Source organism: Pseudomonas japonica (genome assembly GCF_013522925.1).
GTDB lineage: Bacteria > Pseudomonadota > Gammaproteobacteria > Pseudomonadales > Pseudomonadaceae > Aquipseudomonas > Aquipseudomonas japonica_A.
Genome location: NZ_JAAMQU010000001.1, coordinates 113643 through 128740 on the forward strand (window position 1 = coordinate 113643; position 15098 = coordinate 128740).

At 61.9% G+C, this 15098-nt stretch carries 9 protein-coding genes; all 9 read right to left on the minus strand.

Annotated features, from left to right (window positions below; all coding sequences use genetic code 11):
• Positions 1–5: 5 nt before the first annotated feature.
• The gene (locus G7016_RS00525) at positions 6–515 is read right to left on the minus strand and encodes a cytochrome b (protein WP_181110882.1); all 510 of its coding nucleotides are present in this window, start codon (positions 513–515) and stop codon (positions 6–8) included.
• A 57-nt stretch (positions 516–572) separates the two neighbouring features.
• Positions 573–2027: an N-acetylglucosamine-binding protein GbpA gene (gene gbpA, locus G7016_RS00530; RefSeq protein WP_258195022.1), complete on the minus strand. Its 1455-nt coding sequence runs from the start codon at positions 2025–2027 to the stop codon at positions 573–575.
• Between the two features lie 135 nt (positions 2028–2162).
• A complete protein-coding gene (hemE, locus tag G7016_RS00535) occupies positions 2163–3227 on the minus strand; it encodes a uroporphyrinogen decarboxylase (protein ID WP_181110883.1) in 1065 nt (354 codons plus the stop codon).
• A gap of 96 nt (positions 3228–3323) precedes the next feature.
• The gene (locus tag G7016_RS00540) at positions 3324–4745 is read right to left on the minus strand and encodes an FAD-dependent oxidoreductase (protein WP_181110884.1); all 1422 of its coding nucleotides are present in this window, start codon (positions 4743–4745) and stop codon (positions 3324–3326) included.
• A gap of 113 nt (positions 4746–4858) precedes the next feature.
• Positions 4859–9307: a glutamate synthase large subunit gene (gltB, locus tag G7016_RS00545; protein WP_181110885.1), complete on the minus strand. Its 4449-nt coding sequence runs from the start codon at positions 9305–9307 to the stop codon at positions 4859–4861.
• A 361-nt stretch (positions 9308–9668) separates the two neighbouring features.
• Positions 9669–11270 carry an AAA family ATPase gene (locus G7016_RS00550; protein WP_181110886.1) on the minus strand — a complete coding sequence of 534 codons (1602 nt, stop codon included), beginning with the start codon at positions 11268–11270 and terminating at the stop codon, positions 9669–9671.
• A 10-nt stretch (positions 11271–11280) separates the two neighbouring features.
• Positions 11281–12384, minus strand: a complete 1104-nt coding sequence (gene aroB / locus G7016_RS00555; protein ID WP_181110887.1) for a 3-dehydroquinate synthase — start codon at positions 12382–12384, stop codon at positions 11281–11283.
• A 50-nt stretch (positions 12385–12434) separates the two neighbouring features.
• Entirely contained in the window at positions 12435–12953 is a 519-nt protein-coding gene (gene aroK, locus G7016_RS00560) for a shikimate kinase AroK (protein WP_181110888.1), read from the minus strand.
• Positions 12954–12957: 4 nt separating this feature from the next.
• Positions 12958–15075 carry a type IV pilus secretin PilQ gene (locus G7016_RS00565; RefSeq protein WP_181110889.1) on the minus strand — a complete coding sequence of 706 codons (2118 nt, stop codon included), beginning with the start codon at positions 15073–15075 and terminating at the stop codon, positions 12958–12960.
• Positions 15076–15098: the final 23 nt, after the last annotated feature.

Below are 15098 nucleotides of genomic sequence, written 5' to 3' on the forward strand. Positions count from 1 at the left end.
CGTGCTCACAGCATCCGGCCCAGTACTGACTTGCCTTTCACGGAATGTTTTACCACCGCCGCGATGTGCAGCCCCACCAAGGTCGCCAACACTGCGCAGCTCGCAATGTGGAGGATGTGGAAAAACCTGGTAAGTGCCGGATCCTTGATTGGCTGCGGCAAGATGAACCAGTCGAACACGACGATGGAGCGTTCCATCATGAGCACGCCGGTAAGCAGCACCACACTGATCGTCAAATAGAGAATTACATGCACCCAGCCCGCCAGACGTGTCATCAACGGCTTTGGCTGCACGCTTGGCGCAATGCGATGACGCCACGCCAGGACGCAGCGCCAGGCGAATACAGGGATAAGCAAGGTGGTCAGGGAGACGTTGATCCATCCGGCCAAGCCTTTCATTTCCGAGCTGACCGGAGCCAGCGCGACATAAAAACCGGTGAACAGTGCCCACAGAATCACTACGGCCGAAAGCCAATGCAGCAGCTTCTGCGAACGGGAATAGGTTTTGATCGTCACGGATGTGTCCTCGACCACCCCGGCAGCGCGCCGGGGTGGTATTGCCAGGGGTCGCTGTCAGCGAGCGATCCAGGCGTCTTCCCAATGGCTGCCGGTGCCCGGCTCATACTGGGTAGCGTTCGGGTTAAAGATGTTGCACCACCCTTCTGCAGGGAATGGCTTGCACTCGTACACGCGCTCGTCGCTGGGCTGAAGTACACGGGTACCGGCCTTGTAGGTGCCAAGCCCGCTCGGGAACACCTGGTCGTAATCCGCAGCACCGTCGCCGGTAAGCTCCACAGGCTCGCTCACTTGCAGGTTGGCGCGGCCATCTTCGGTGCTACCGATCACATTCAGGGTGTAAGCCCCTGGCATGCCACGCACATCCAGGCTGATCACACTGTCGCCGGGTTCAACCGCTTGGCGAATGGTGCCGGCTGCCTTGTGATTGGCGTCATACAGGCCGGCCTCGATGTTCAGGCGGCGGTTGGTGCTTACCGTAAGGCCCAACTCAGCCTGGCCTTTGACCAGCTCGTAGTTCGGCTGCAGGTTTTGCAACGAGAGCCGCGCTTCGGTATCTGGCTTGAGGTCGAATGCCATCTGGTAATTGGTTACGCCGGACTCTGCCTTGGCGTAGATGCTGTTGGCACCTCGAACGGGCTCGATGTCACCGTCACCATTGCGAGCGCCAGCGCGGATCAGCGCCTGGGTTGCATTGATTTTCGTGGCGAGGTCGAATGCCCAGTTGGCCGGCTGGCCCTGCTCGGCCGATTCGATGTCCAGCGTTACGCTGTGTTCAGCGCTTTCAGTGCCGCTGCGAAAAGCCCGAGCGGTAACCTTGTCGCCTGGCAACAGCACCTGGACGGCAGGAATGTTGGCAACGCCTTGCCAGCCGTCGACGGGGGCCGGTCCGGCTTCGGCGGTAATGTCCACATCGGCTACGTTATAGAACGAATTGTCGGTGTTACCGACGGTCCAGATCCCATAGATGACGTGGTAGCCGGAGCGGTCTGCAGGCAGAACGCAGGGGTGCTTCTTCAAAAGCGGGCCGCCGCTGCCAGCAGGGCCGTCGATAGGAACTTCGTTGCCTGTGTCAAAGCTGCAGAACGGTTCCGCATCGAGCGCTGCGCGAGTCAATGGCTCGTTCGGGTTCCAGCCTTGGCGGGTAATGTAGTACTCGAACTTTGTAGCCGGGTGTGCGGCCAGAAACTGCCAGTCAAATGTGATATCGCGCTTGGCAAGCTCGGTCTTGCTCCAACGGCCTGCGGATTGAACGTCCAGCGCGGCGCCCAGCGACTTGCCACCACTGGCAAGCTGGCCATCGGCAGGCCCGACGGCCGGGAAACCTTTGTCCGTTTCGCCGACACTCTGCGGTTCGTATCGGGCCGGCCCGCAGTCGGCGTTGATACCCTGCTGGCACAGCGCAGCGCGAGAGGGTGGATAAGACAAGTAGCCGTGCGCCATTGCTTGCCCAGCCACCAGGCCGGTACATACGGCCATGGCCAGGTGAGTAGGCCTGAAAAATCCTTTCATGGAAAAAGTCCTCGGAAGTCACGTTGCTCCAAGCGGACGGTTCCGCCAGAGGACGCGCAATCTAAGCCTTGGCGCGCCGGACTTCTCTAGGACTTTTTCTGAAATACAGGGCTTGCGGCCAAAACCGCCAGCCGCTTAGCCGTGATAGGCCGCCGACAGTTCGTGCACCGCTTCGATGAATGCACCGGCGTGGGCAGGATCGACTTCCGGGGTGATGCCATGCCCCAGGTTGAACACGTGCCCGCTGCCATGGCCATAGCTGGCCAGGATGCGCGCAACCTCTGCACGGATCGCCGCAGGCTTGGCGTAGAGCACGCTGGGGTCCATGTTCCCCTGAAGCGCTACCTTGTTGCCTACCCGCTGGCGGGCCTCGCCGATGTCGCACGTCCAGTCCAGCCCCAGCGCATCGGCGCCGGCGTCCGCAATGGATTCAAGCCACAGGCCACCGTTTTTGGTGAACAGGATGACCGGCACCTTGCGGCCCTCGTGTTCACGAATCAGCCCGCTGACGATCTGCTTCATGTAGGCCAGCGAGAAGGTCTGGTACGCCGCGGACGACAGGTTGCCGCCCCAGGTATCGAAGATTTGCACGGCCTGCGCGCCGGCGAGAATCTGGCCATTCAGGTAGGCGGTAACCGACTGCGCCAGCTTGCCCAGCAGGGCGTGCATGGCTTCTGGCTGGTCGTACAGCATGGCCTTGGTTTTACGGAAGTCCTTGGAAGAGCCGCCTTCGACCATGTAGGTCGCAAGGGTCCAGGGGCTTCCCGAGAAGCCAATGAGCGGCACCCGGCCGTTGAGTTCACGACGGATCGTGCTCACCGCGTCCATCACATAACCCAGGTCTTTTTGCGGATCGGGAATTGGCAGGGCTTCGATATCGGCGACCGTATCGATCACCTTGCGAAAACGCGGCCCTTCGCCCGTTTCGAAATACAGCCCCTGCCCCATGGCATCCGGAATGGTAAGGATGTCCGAGAACAGAATGGCCGCGTCCAGCGGGTAACGTTCCAGCGGCTGAAGGGTGACTTCGCAGGCGAACGCAGGGTTCATGCACAGGCTCATGAAGTCGCCGGCCTTGGCGCGGCTGGCACGGTATTCCGGCAGGTAGCGGCCAGCCTGGCGCATCATCCACACCGGGGTAACGTCTACCGGTTGCTTGAGCAGGGCGCGCAGGAATCGGTCGTTCTTCAAGGCAGTCATGAGGGCATCCGCAAAAAAAGTGCGGGCATTTTCTCAGACACCACGGCAAAAGGCACGGCGTTGCACCGTGCCTTTTATCAATCGCCTCGATAGCGCTTACAGCTGAAGGTAATCCATGATGCCTTCGGCGGCGGTGCGACCCTCGTAAATGGCGGTTACCACCAGGTCCGAGCCCCGCACCATGTCACCGCCAGCGAAGATCTTCGGGTTGCTGGTCTGGTGCCGGAACTGACCGCCGGTAGCTGGCGCGATGACCCGGCCCTGGCTGTCGAGCTGGATTTCGTGCTGGTCGAACCACGACGCAGGGCTGGGCCGGAACCCGAACGCGATCACCACGGCATCGGCCGGCAGTACTTCCTCGGAGCCTGGAATCGGCTCCGGGCTGCGCCGGCCACGTGCGTCAGGCTCACCCAGACGGGTTTCCACAACTTTCACGCCTTCAACCCGATCCTCACCCACAATAGCGATAGGCTGGCGGTTGTAGAGGAACTTCACACCCTCTTCCTTGGCGTTCTTCACTTCGCGGCGCGAGCCTGGCATGTTCGCTTCATCACGGCGATAAGCGCAGGTCACGGTCTTCGCGCCTTGGCGGATCGAGGTGCGGTTGCAGTCCATGGCGGTGTCGCCCCCGCCCAGTACCACTACCCGCTTGCCCTTCATGTCGATGAAGTCTTCCGGGGTTTTCTCGAAGCCCAGGTTGCGGTTCACGTTGGCGATCAGGAAGTCCAGCGCGTCGTGCACGCCGGGCAGGTCTTCACCAGGGAAGCCGCCCTTCATGTAGGTGTAGGTGCCCATGCCCATGAATACAGCATCGTACTCGGCGAGCAACTGCTCCATGGTGATGTCCTTGCCCACTTCCGTGTTCAGACGGAACTCGATCCCCATGCCGGTGAAAATTTCACGCCGATTGCTCAGCACGGTTTTTTCCAGCTTGAACTCAGGGATGCCGAAGGTCAGCAGGCCACCGATTTCAGGGTTGCGGTCAAACACCACCGGCGTTACGCCACCACGCACCAGCACGTCGGCACAGCCCAGCCCGGCAGGGCCGGCGCCGATGATGGCCACGCGCTTGCCGGTTGGCTTCACCTTGGACATATCCGGGCGCCAGCCCATGGCGAAGGCAGTGTCGGCGATGTACTTTTCTACCGAGCCGATGGTGACGGCGCCGAAGCCATCGTTCAGGGTGCAGGCACCTTCGCAAAGGCGATCCTGTGGGCACACACGTCCACACACTTCAGGCAGGGTGTTGGTTTGATGTGCCAGTTCGGCAGCGGCGAGGATATTTCCTTCCGACACCAGTTTCAGCCAGTTGGGAATGAAGTTGTGCACAGGGCACTTCCATTCACAGTACGGGTTGCCACACCCCAGGCAGCGGTGGGACTGCTCGCCAGCCTGCTGCGGCTTGAGGGGTTCGTAGATTTCCACGAATTCCTTCTTGCGCTGGCGCAACAGCACCTTTTTCGGGTCTTTGCGGCCGACATCGATGAACTGGAAGTCGTTACTCAAGCGTTCTGACATAAGCGCCTCTCGGCGCAGCTCTAAGCTATAAGCTCCAAGCTGCAAGCAAAATTCGGTGTTCCGCCTTGGCGCGCCCCAAGCTTGCGGCTTGATGCTTGGGGCTTGCCGCTGCGTTATTGGGGGTTGGCAATGGTGCTGGACAACAGCGACTTGAGGCTGGCGGCCTTGGGCTTGACCAGCCAGAAGCGGCGCAGGTAGTCGTCCAGGTTTTCCCAGAGGTTACGGCCCCATTCACTGTCGGTTTCAGCCACGTATTCGGCCAGCACCCCTTCCAGATGGCTGCGATAGGCTTCCATCGCTTCACCGCTGATGCGCTGGATTTCCACCAGTTCATGGTTCACCCGGTCGACGAAGGTGTTGTCCTGGTCGAGCACATAAGCGAAGCCACCGGTCATGCCGGAACCGAAGTTGTAGCCGGTTCGGCCCAGTACGCACACGAAACCACCGGTCATGTATTCGCAGCAATGGTCGCCGGTACCCTCCACCACCGTGTAGGCGCCGGAGTTACGAACTGCAAAACGCTCACCTGCGGTGCCGGTGGCAAACAGCTTGCCGCCAGTGGCGCCGTACAGGCAGGTATTGCCGATGATGGCGCTGTCCTGGGTTTTGAACGGGCTGCCTTTCGGCGGCACGATCACCAGCTTGCCGCCGGTCATGCCCTTGCCCACGTAGTCGTTGGCGTCGCCTTCGAGGTACATGTTCAGGCCACCAGCGTTCCATACACCGAAGCTTTGCCCCGCCGTGCCCTTGAAGCGGAAGGTCACCGGTGCGTCTGCCATGCCCTGGTTGCCATAACGCTTGGCGATCTCGCCAGAGACGCGGGCACCGATGGAGCGGTCGCAGTTGCACAGGTCCATGGCGTACTCGCCACCGGTACGGGCTTCGATCCCGGCCAGCGACAGCTCGACCATTTTCTCGGCAACCAGGCCCTTGTCGAACGGTGGGTTGCGCTCAGCCTCGCAGAACTGAGGTTTATCCGCGGGGATATGATCGCTGCCCAACAGCGGGGTGAGGTCCAGGTTCGCCTGTTTTGCGGTTTCACCCGTCAGCATTTCAAGCAGGTCGGTACGCCCGATCAGCTCACCCAGGCTGCGAACGCCCAGGCGGGCCAGCCACTCGCGGGTTTCTTCGGCCACGAAGGTGAAGAAGTTGATCACCATGTCCACGGTGCCGATGTAGTGGTCCTTGCGCAGCTTTTCGTTCTGCGTGGCTACACCGGTGGCGCAGTTGTTCAGGTGGCAGATGCGCAGATACTTGCAGCCCAGCGCGATCATCGGCGCGGTGCCGAAGCCGAAGCTCTCGGCGCCGAGAATGGCTGCCTTGATCACATCCAGGCCGGTTTTCAGCCCGCCGTCGGTCTGTACCCGTACCTTGCCGCGCAGGTCGTTCCCGCGCAGGGTCTGGTGGGTTTCCGCCAGGCCAAGCTCCCACGGGCTGCCCGCGTACTTGATGGAGGTGAGCGGCGATGCACCCGTGCCACCGTCGTAGCCGGAGATCGTGATCAGGTCCGCGTAGGCCTTGGCTACACCCGCGGCGATGGTGCCCACGCCCGCTTCCGATACCAGCTTGACCGACACCAGCGCGGCAGGGTTCACCTGCTTGAGGTCGAAGATGAGCTGCGACAGGTCTTCGATCGAATAAATGTCGTGGTGCGGCGGCGGCGAAATCAGGGTCACGCCAGGTACGGCATAGCGCAGCTTGGCGATCAGGCCGTTGACCTTGCCACCCGGCAACTGACCGCCCTCGCCTGGCTTGGCGCCTTGGGCAACCTTGATCTGCAGCACTTCGGCGTTTACCAGGTATTCCGGCGTAACACCGAAGCGGCCAGTGGCCACTTGCTTGATCTTGGAGCTGCGAACAGTCCCGTAGCGGGACGGGTCTTCGCCGCCTTCGCCAGAGTTGGAGCGGGCGCCCAGGCGGTTCATGGCCTCAGCCAGAGCTTCGTGGGCTTCCGGCGACAGCGCGCCGAGGGAAATGCCTGCCGAGTCGAACCGCTTGAGGATCGCTTCCAGCGGCTCGATGTCAGTCAGTGCCAAAGGCTGCTCGGCCTCGCGAACCTTGAGCAGGTCGCGCAGCATCGACACCGGGCGCTGGTCGACAAGCGCGGTGTATTCCTTGAATTTCGCGTAGTCGCCCTGTTGCACGGCAGCTTGCAGCGAGTTCACCACGTCCGGGTTGTAGGCGTGGTATTCACCGCCGTACACGAACTTCAACAGGCCACCTTGCTGGATTGGCTTGCGCGGGCTCCAGGCTTCGCCGGCCAGCGCTTTCTGCTCGGCTTCCAGGTCGCTGAAGCGCGCACCCTTGATGCGGCTGGCCACACCACGGAAGCACAGGCCGGTGACCTCATCGGCCAGGCCGATGGCTTCGAACAACTGCGCACCGCGGTAGGAAGCAATGGTGGAAATACCCATCTTGGACAGGATTTTCAGCAGGCCCTTGGTAATGCCTTTGCGGTAGTTCTTGAAGACTTCGTACAGGTCGCCCAGCACCTCACCGGTGCGGATCAGGTCGCCCAGCACTTCGTAGGCCAGGAACGGGTACACGGCGGAAGCGCCAAAGCCGATCAGCACGGCGAAGTGGTGCGGGTCACGCGCGGTAGCCGTTTCCACCAGGATGTTGCTGTCGCACCGCAGGCCCTTTTCGACCAGGCGGTGATGCACGGCGCCCACGGCCATTGCCGCATGAGCAGGCAGCTTGCCTTGGGCGATGGCGCGGTCGCTGAGCACGATCTGGGTTTTGCCCGCGCGTACGGCTTCCTCAGCCTGATCGGCGATGTTGCAGATTGCCGCTTCCAGGCCAAGGCTTTCGTCGTAGTTGAGGTCGATCAACTGGCGCCCGAAGCCATCTCGCTCCAGGTTCATCAGCGCGCGCCACTTGGCGGGCGAAATGACCGGCGAGCTCAGAATGACCCGCGAAGCATGCTCCGGGGACTCCTGGAAGATATTGCGCTCGGCACCGAGGCAGATTTCCAGCGACATCACGATCGCTTCACGCAATGGGTCGATCGGCGGGTTGGTGACCTGCGCGAACTGCTGGCGGAAGTAGTCGTAAGGCGTGCGCACACGCTGGGACAGCACCGCCATCGGGGTATCGTCGCCCATCGAACCTACGGCTTCGTAGCCTTGCTCACCCAGCGGGCGCAGCACCTGATCACGCTCTTCGAAGGTGACCTGGTACATCTTCATGTACTGCTTGAGGCGATCCGCGTCGTAGAAGTCCGAGCCATGGTCGTGGTCGTCCATCTTCGCCTGGATACGCAGCGCATGCCGGCGCAGCCACTGTTTATAAGGGTGGCGCGACTTGAGGCGGTCGTCGATGGCGTTGGTGTCCAGGATCTGGCCGGTCTCGGTGTCCACGGCGAAGATCTGGCCAGGGCCAACGCGGCCTTTGGCGATCACGTCCTCAGGCTTGTAGTTCCACACGCCGATCTCGGAAGCCAGCGTGATGTAGCCATTGCGCGTGGTCACCCAGCGCGCCGGGCGCAGGCCGTTACGGTCCAGCAGGCACACCGCGTGGCGACCTTCGGTCATCACCACGCCAGCCGGGCCGTCCCATGGCTCCATGTGCATGGAGTTGTATTCATAGAACGCCCGCAGGTCGGGGTCCATGGTTTCGACGTTCTGCCAGGCTGGCGGAATCAGCATCCGCACGCCACGGAACAGGTCGATGCCGCCGGTGACCATCAACTCAAGCATGTTGTCCATGCTGGAGGAGTCCGAACCAACGCGGTTTACCAGCGGGCCGAGCTCTTCGAGGTCAGGGATCAGTTCGTTGGCGAACTTGGTGCGCCGTGCGAGTGCCCAGTTGCGGTTACCAGTGATGGTATTGATTTCACCGTTATGGGCCAGGAACCGGAACGGCTGCGCCAGAGGCCATTTGGGCAAGGTGTTGGTGGAGAAGCGCTGGTGGAACACGCAGATTGCGGTTTGCAGGCGCTCATCGCTAAGGTCCGGGAAAAACGCCGCCAGGTCGGCGGGCATCATCAGGCCTTTATAAATGATGGTCTTCTGCGAAAAGCTGCAGATGTAGTGATCAGTGTCTTCAGCATTAGCGACGGACGAGCGGCGCCGGGCACTGAACAGCTTGATCGCGAACTCCTGATCGGTGAAGCCCTCACCGCCCACGAACACCTGTTCGATCTTGGGCAGGCGCTCCAGGGCAAGGCGCCCTAGTACGCTGGTATTGATGGGCACCTGACGCCAGCCGATCAGTTGCAGGCCAGCCGCGAGGATCTCGCGGTTCATGTTTTCACGCGCGGCTTCGGCACGGGCGTCGTCCTGGTTCAGGAAGACCATGCCCACTGCGTACTGGCGTGGCAATTCGGCGCCAAAATGCTCCTTGGCGATGGCTCGCAGGAACAGGTCTGGCTTCTGCATCAGCAGGCCGCAACCGTCACCCGTCTTGCCGTCGGCGTTGATACCGCCGCGGTGGGTCATGCAGGTCAAGGCCTCGATGGCCGTCTGCAACAGGTTGTGGCTAGGCTCGCCCGTCATATGGGCAATGAGGCCGAAGCCACAGTTGTCCTTGAATTCCTCGGGATGGTACAGACCTGTTTTCATAGACACTTTCTCACCAGGCTTGCCTCTCTTGGAAGCAAATGCTCTTTAATTCAACCACTTACCATCCACGCCGAACGAACGCCAGCTTTGCGGGGGCAAAAGGGCAGTCATTGTACACAGCAGGGCCGTGTGCCACAAATTTGATGTCGAACCAATGTATTTACATGTCGCAAAAGCGAACGAATTTGGCTGCCTTTATGATGTAGCGAGGCTGCCTGAGTCAATGAATTATTGGCGCGCGGTGGGGGCTTGTGGCCTGCGGGCACTTTGGGAGGGCACAAAAGCCCGCGGCGTGATACGCAGCGGGCTATGCGGTGACTCGGGGGACGTCAGGCGGTGGCGAGGATACGCCACCGGGCCATCAGTGGGCTGAGGCGAGCTCTTGTTGGACGCTTGCGACAGTTCTAGGCCATGGTTTACCAGCCTGGACCTTCGCTGGCAAGTTCTTGATGGCGGCAACCGCTGCGGCACGGTTTGCAAAGCTACCGTAAGTGACTACGTATAGAGGTTTGCCCTGCAGCGTTTTCTTGAAGTAGCGGTACTCGCCGCCCTGCTCGCGCACATAGGACTGCGCCGCGCTCTCCGAGCTGGTGCCGAAGATTTGCACCACATAGCTGCCCGGGGATTGAGCGGTATACCAGCTGGAGCCCGACGCCTTGGCGGTAGGTTTGTCCGCTGGTTTTTCAACGGGCTTGACCGGCGCGGGTTTGGCCATGGCCAATTGCTGCGCAGGCGCAGGCGCTGGCTTGGTCGCGGGGGCCGGCTTGCTGGTGGCGATCGGCTCAACCGGCTGCGGCGCCGGAGTGGAAGGCACCGGAACTGGCGTAGTCGCAGGGCCGGCCGGTACACCCACAGGTGGTGCGCTGGTGGTGACCATCGGCGGTTGGCTGCTTGCGCTACCGTCGACGGTAGGCGCGCCGTCGTCATCCTCGGCGCCCGCAGCGGAAGCCAGGGGTTCACGCATGACAGGCTGGCCGTTGAGGGGCAACGGCTTGGAATTACCGGCGAACTCGATGGCGGGATTACCGTCCTGGTTCGGTTGGGCGCCCCCAGGCTGCCCCTCGCCCAAGGGGAGTTGCGCTTGCTCGCCCGCCGGAGCTGGCGCCTTGTTGTGGCCCGACAGCAGGCCAGCGGCAGCGACAATGATCACTACCACGGCAGAGAGGGCCAACAGGTATTTCTTAGGCATTTTAAGTCCTATGGATGGTCGCTTACCCGCGGAGCGACTGGCGATCATTGCCTCGATCATCGAGTCCCGCGCAACCTGGTTGATAGGCCCAGGCCAGCCGCCGGATGACTCGTGGATGTCCGCGATCTGCTCGTTGCTGAACAATGCGATACCTTTGCCGGCGCCTTCCAGGCGCTGCGCCAGATATTCGCGTGTTTCTTCAAGTGTGTAGGGCTGCAGCTCGATGATGTGATAGCGCTCGGGCCCGCTTTCCTGTTGTTCCAGCAGCGATACCAGTGAAGGCTCACCGAAGAGGAACACATGCGGCCGCCCTTCGGGCACGCCGCCTGCCAGTTCCAGCAGGGCTTCGAGCCCCGATTCGTCAAGTTGTTCCGCATCGTCCACCAGCAGGTACACTTCCTGCCCGGTGAGCCCGAGCTGAACCACCCGGTGCAGAAGGGCATCGATACCAGCCTCGGCGCAGCCCACGCCTTGGGCAATCTGGCCCAGCACGCCGGCCGCATCGCCGGCGCCCCGTGCGGACACCACCACGCTTACCACCGATTGCTTGTTGGTGCTGGCTACCAGGGCCTGGCGCAGCAAGGTCTTGCCACTGCCATGGGGCCCCGTAACCACGAGCATCAATTGGCTGTAACGCGCAAGGTGATGCAGTTGGCCCAGTACCGGCTTGCGCTGGGCAGGGAAGAACTTGAATCCCGGCACCCGAGCAGCGAAGGGATCGTGTTCCAGTTGATAGTGGCCGAGGAAGGCCTCATCGGCATGCAAACTTGTCATCGAACTCTCGTTAACCTCGAAGCTGATCCACGATAGCGCGGTAATCCGCTGTCAGCGTGGCCTGTAGTATCTCGGGTGCGTAGTCGTCGGTAACCACCGCTTCGCCCAGCTGGCGCAATAGCACCAGGCGCATGCGACCATCGACCACTTTCTTGTCCACGGCCATGTGCCGAAGAAAATCGTCCGCGCTCATTTCGGCCGGCGGCACTACCGGTAACCCGGCACGAAGCAACAGACGGATACCGCGGTCACGCGCGGCCTGATCGATCCAGCCCAGGCGCATGGACATTTCCAGCGCCATGGCGGTACCTGCCGCCACCGCCTCGCCGTGCAGCCACACACCATACCCCATCTGGGTCTCGATGGCGTGGCCGAAGGTATGGCCCAGGTTCAACGTGGCGCGTACGCCGGCTTCTCGCTCATCCGCATTCACTACCAGCGCCTTGGCCGCGCAAGAGCGGCTGATCGCCTCTGTCAGCGCAACCTGATCGACCGCCACCAAGGCGCTCATGTGCTCCTCGAGCCAACTGAGGAACGGCTCATCGTGGATCAGCCCATACTTGATCACCTCCGCAAGCCCCGCGGAAAGCTCGCGAGCGGGCAGCGAGCGCAGGGTGGCGGTGTCGATCAGCACAGCCTTGGGCTGATAGAACGCCCCGATCATGTTCTTGCCCAGCGGGTGGTTGATCCCGGTCTTGCCACCCACGGAGGAATCGACCTGGGACAGCAGCGTGGTCGGCACCTGGATGAAGTCCACACCCCGCTGATAGCAGGCGGCGGCAAAGCCGGCCATGTCCCCTACCACGCCGCCGCCCAGGGCAATCACCGTGGTACGTCGATCATGGCGGCCCCCCAGCAGCGCATCGAAGATGGTCTGCAGGGTTTCCCAGTTTTTATAGGCTTCGCCATCCGGCAGCACCACCGGGAGCACGGAGCGCCCCTCCAGAGCCTTGCTCAGCTGCTCCAGGTACAGCGGCCCCACGGTTTCGTTGGTGACCACGGCTACCTGACGGCCTGCCAGGTACGGCTGCAACAGCTCGGGATTGCCAAGCAGGTTCTCACCGATGTGAATCGGGTAGGTACGTTCGGCCAATTCGACCTTGAGTGTGTGCATAGTCAAGCGGATCCGGGCCCCAAGGGCCGTTGGTCAGGTTTGCCGCCGCGTCACCGTGGAGCGAGGTGCCGCAGGCGTTCGAGGATATCGAGCACTACCATCCGTGGAGGGCGCTCATCCGTTTCCACAACCAGGTCGGCGATTTCCCGGTACAACGGATCGCGCAGCGCCAGCAGGGCGCGCAGGGTAGCCTCGGGGTTGGCGGTGCGTAGCAACGGCCGGTTGCGGTCCCGCGCGGTGCGCCCAACCTGCTGTTCCACCGACGCATGAAGATACACCACCCGGCCTCCGGCCCGCAGGATTTCGCGATTGGCATCGCGCATCACTGCACCGCCTCCGGTGGCCAGCACCACGCCGTCGTAGGCGCAAAGCTCGGCCAGCATGGCATGCTCGCGTTCACGAAAGCCCGCTTCGCCTTCCTGATCGAAGATCCAGGGAATGTTCGCGCCACAGCGTGTTTCGATTTCCTTGTCCGAATCCCGGAAGGGAAGACGCAACTCTTTGGCAAGCAAGCGGCCGATGGTGCTTTTGCCCGCGCCCATCGGCCCAACGAGTATCAGATTTCGCACAGAATCAATGACTCACAGCAATCGCCTGATTGTTCATGATACGGGGAGTCAGGAACACCAGCAGTTCGGATTTGGATTCCGAGACCACGTCCCGGCGGAATAGGCGCCCAACATACGGCACATCGCCGAGAAATGGCACCTTGTCCGTCGTTTTGGTCTGGTTGTTGGAGAACACACCACCGATAACAATGGTTTCCCCGTCATTGACCAGTACCTTGGCGTTCACCTCGTTCTTGTCGATCGGCGGCACCCCCAGTACCTCGTTGAGGTAGTCGGGGGCATCCTTGGTCACCTTCACTTCCATGATGATGCGGTTGTCTGGCGTGATCTGCGGCGTGACCTCGAGGGACAGCGATGCCTCCTTGAAGGATACCGTGGTGGCACCGCTGGAGCTGGATTCCTGATACGGAATCTCCTGGCCCTTGAGGATCTTGGCGGTTTCTTTATCGGACGTTACCACCTTGGGCTGGGAGACCACCTCGCCATTGCCTGTGCTTTCCATGGCGCTGAGTTCCAGGTCGATCAAGGTGTTATTGGTCACAAAGCCCAGGCCAATACCGGAGGTTGCATCGGCGACACCCATGTCCACGAAGGGTACGTTGGTGCCCACGTCACTGCCGGTATTGCCGGCTTCGTCGCCATTGTCGTCCAGGCCGTACACCGTCGTGTTGCCATGGCCCGTGGAGGTACCACCCCAGCGCACGCCCAGGGCCTTGTCGTAACCCACGTTGGCTTCAACGATACGCGCCTCGATCATCACCTGGCGCACCGGGATGTCCAGCTGGGCCACGATGCGCCGCAGCTCGTCCAGGCTGTCCTGGGTCTGATAGGCGATGATGCTGTTGGTGCGGTCATCCACGGTAATGGAGCCACGGGCATCGGCGTTATCTTTCGAGCCGGTAACGGACTGGAACAGCTTGGCGATGTCCGCGGCCTTGGCGTAGTTCACCTGGATCAGGTCGCGACGCAGTGGCGCCAGCTCCTGAAGCTGTTTCTGGGACTCGAGCTCTTGCCGTTCGCGCGCGGCGATCTCATCAGCAGGTGCCACGAGCAATACGTTGCCAACCTTGCGCTTGTCCAGGCCTTTGGTCTTGAGCACCAGATCCAGCGCCTGATCCCACGGTACATTCTGCAGGCGCAGGGTAATCCCACCCTGCACGGTGTCGCTGGCAACCAGGTTGAGGTTGGTGAAGTCGGCGATCAACTGCAGCACCGACCGTACATCGATGTCCTGGAAATTCAGCGACAGCTTCTCACCGGTGTACACGTTGCGGTCGGCGTTGCGGCGCTGCAGGTCTTCGTTGGTAAGCGGGCGCACGCTCAGGGTGAGCTTGTTCTCGGTCTGGTAGGCGGAGTAGTCGAAGGCGCCCGAGGGTTCGATGGTCACCGTGGCGTTGTCACCGGCAACGGTCGAGCTCACGAACTGCACCGGCGTGGCGAAGTCTTTCACATCCAGCCGCAAGCGCAGCGGATCGGGAAGCGCAGTTCTGGCGAAGCTGACGATGATCTGGCCGCCCTGCTCCTTTACGTCGGGGCTGATGGTCGGGTCGCTCAGGTCGATAACCACATTGCCTTCACCCAGCGGGCCCCGCTGGAAGTCCACGCTACGGATGGCCCTGCCCGCAGGGGCAGATACGGCCGGCCTGGGCGTGGCAACGGCCGGCGCGGCCCGATTGGCCGGAGCGGCGGGAGCCGAAGCCACGGCGCCTCCTGCGGCGGGCGCGGAAGACTGAACCGCATTGGCGCCCTGGCCGATCAGCACGAATACATTGTTGCCTTCTACCCGGGTGCTGTAGGGCACGAGGGTAGCGAGGTTGACGATCAGCCGCGTACGGTCCTTCGCCTCGATCAGGGCCAGGGTGCGCGCATTCCCCACACCCAGGTCACGGCTTCGCGTGGCGACGGCGGTAACCACCCCCGGGAAATCCAGTGCGATGCGGGCCGGATCTTCGGTTGTATAGCCGCGCGGCGCGGTAACCGGGCTGTCGAACGACAGCTTCAGTTCGATACGGTCGCCGGGCAACGCAGCCACGTCGAGGGTCTTGAGGGTGGCCGCCAGCAGGGCTGGTGACGCCAGCAACGCGACCAGCGCGACGCCAAGGGCGGAGAAAATCCTGTTCATTGTATGGTTCCACTGAGCATGCT

Coding starts and splice junctions, on each gene's coding strand:
- gbpA (WP_258195022.1), bottom strand. CDS start 2,027: ATGAAAGGATTTTTCAGGCCTACTCACCTGGCCATGGCCGTATGTACC.
- hemE (WP_181110883.1), bottom strand. CDS start 3,227: ATGACTGCCTTGAAGAACGACCGATTCCTGCGCGCCCTGCTCAAGCAA.
- G7016_RS00540 (WP_181110884.1), bottom strand. CDS start 4,745: ATGTCAGAACGCTTGAGTAACGACTTCCAGTTCATCGATGTCGGCCGC.
- gltB (WP_181110885.1), bottom strand. CDS start 9,307: ATGAAAACAGGTCTGTACCATCCCGAGGAATTCAAGGACAACTGTGGC.
- G7016_RS00550 (WP_181110886.1), bottom strand. CDS start 11,270: ATGACAAGTTTGCATGCCGATGAGGCCTTCCTCGGCCACTATCAACTG.
- aroB (WP_181110887.1), bottom strand. CDS start 12,384: ATGCACACACTCAAGGTCGAATTGGCCGAACGTACCTACCCGATTCAC.
- G7016_RS00565 (WP_181110889.1), bottom strand. CDS start 15,075: ATGAACAGGATTTTCTCCGCCCTTGGCGTCGCGCTGGTCGCGTTGCTG.